Origin of the sequence: Mycolicibacterium vulneris, assembly GCF_002104765.1 — a bacterium.
GTDB lineage: Bacteria > Actinomycetota > Actinomycetes > Mycobacteriales > Mycobacteriaceae > Mycobacterium > Mycobacterium vulneris.
Genome location: NZ_NCXM01000086.1, coordinates 1 through 1,213, shown reverse-complemented (window position 1 = coordinate 1,213; position 1,213 = coordinate 1). Strand labels below are relative to the sequence as shown.

At 67.4% G+C, this 1,213-nt stretch carries 1 protein-coding gene; it reads left to right on the top strand.

The features are described 5' to 3' along the window. Positions 1–1,213, top strand: a 1,213-nt coding sequence (locus B8W69_RS29445; protein WP_085293147.1) for a PPE family protein, incomplete at both ends; no start/stop codon positions are given.

Below are 1,213 nucleotides of genomic sequence, written 5' to 3'. Positions count from 1 at the left end.
TGGATTATGGGGCGTTTCCGCCGGAGTTCAATTCGGCGCGGATGTATGCGGGTCCGGGTTCGGAGTCGTTTACGACGGCGGCGTCGGCGTGGAATGCGATTGCTGCGGAGTTGCAGTCGGCCGCGTTGAGTTATCAGAACGTGGTGACTCAGCTGTCCAGTGAGGAGTGGACCGGGACGGCCTCTGCGGCGATGGCCCAGGCGGCGGCTCCGTATGCGGAGTGGTTGAGCACGACGGCCGCTCAGGCCGAGCAGGCGGCGACTCAGGCTAATGCGGCTTCGGCGGCTTTTGAGGCGGCGTTTGCCTCGGTGGTGCCGCCGCCGGTGATCGCGGCCAACCGTGCGCTGGTTCAGCAGTTGACCCAAACCAATGTGATCGGACAGAATACCGGGGCGATCGCGCAGTTGGAGGCCCAGTACGGCGAGTACTGGGCGCAGGATGCCGGTGCGATGTACACCTATGCGGGCCAGTCGTCGACTGCGACCCAGCAGACGCCGTTCAAGAACGCGCCGGAGGTCACCAACCCGTCCGGTCAGGCCACCCAAAGCGCTGCGGTCACCAACGCTACGAGCAACTCGACGGCAACCAACACGTCGAAAGTTCTAAACAGCCTGGCTCAGGGTGGCACGACAAACTCGACGAACTCGACGATCACGCCCTCGACCTCGTCCGGGCCGCCGACCAGTTCGTACAGCGAACTGTGGTACCTGCTGACCGGGCAGACCACATTCCCCACCAGCCTGGGATCGGTCGTCAACGGTTACGCCCCGTTCTCGGGTTTGTTCTATAACACCGAGGGTTTGCCGTACTTCAGTGTCGGTATGGGTAACTTCGGGGTGCAGATGGCCAAGACCTTGGGGCTGTTGGGCGGCGCGGCGCCGGCGGCGGCCAAGGCGTTGCCCGGGCTCGGCGGGTTGGGTGGCGTGTTGGGTGGCGGTGCGGCGGCTGCGCACCCGGTGGCGGCGTTGGGCAGCGCGGCCTCCATCGGTGGCAAGCTCTCGGTGCCGGTCGCCTGGTCGGGGGCGCCGACCGCACCGGCGCTCGGACATGCCATCCCGGTCAGCAGCATCAGCGCCGCCCCCGAAGCCGCGGGCGGGCCCGGGAACCTGCTCGGTGGCATGCCGCTGGCCGGTACGAGTGCGGCCGGCCACGGAGTCGCCGGGCCCAAGTACGGCTTCCGGCCCACCGTCATGGCCCGACCACCCTTCGCCGG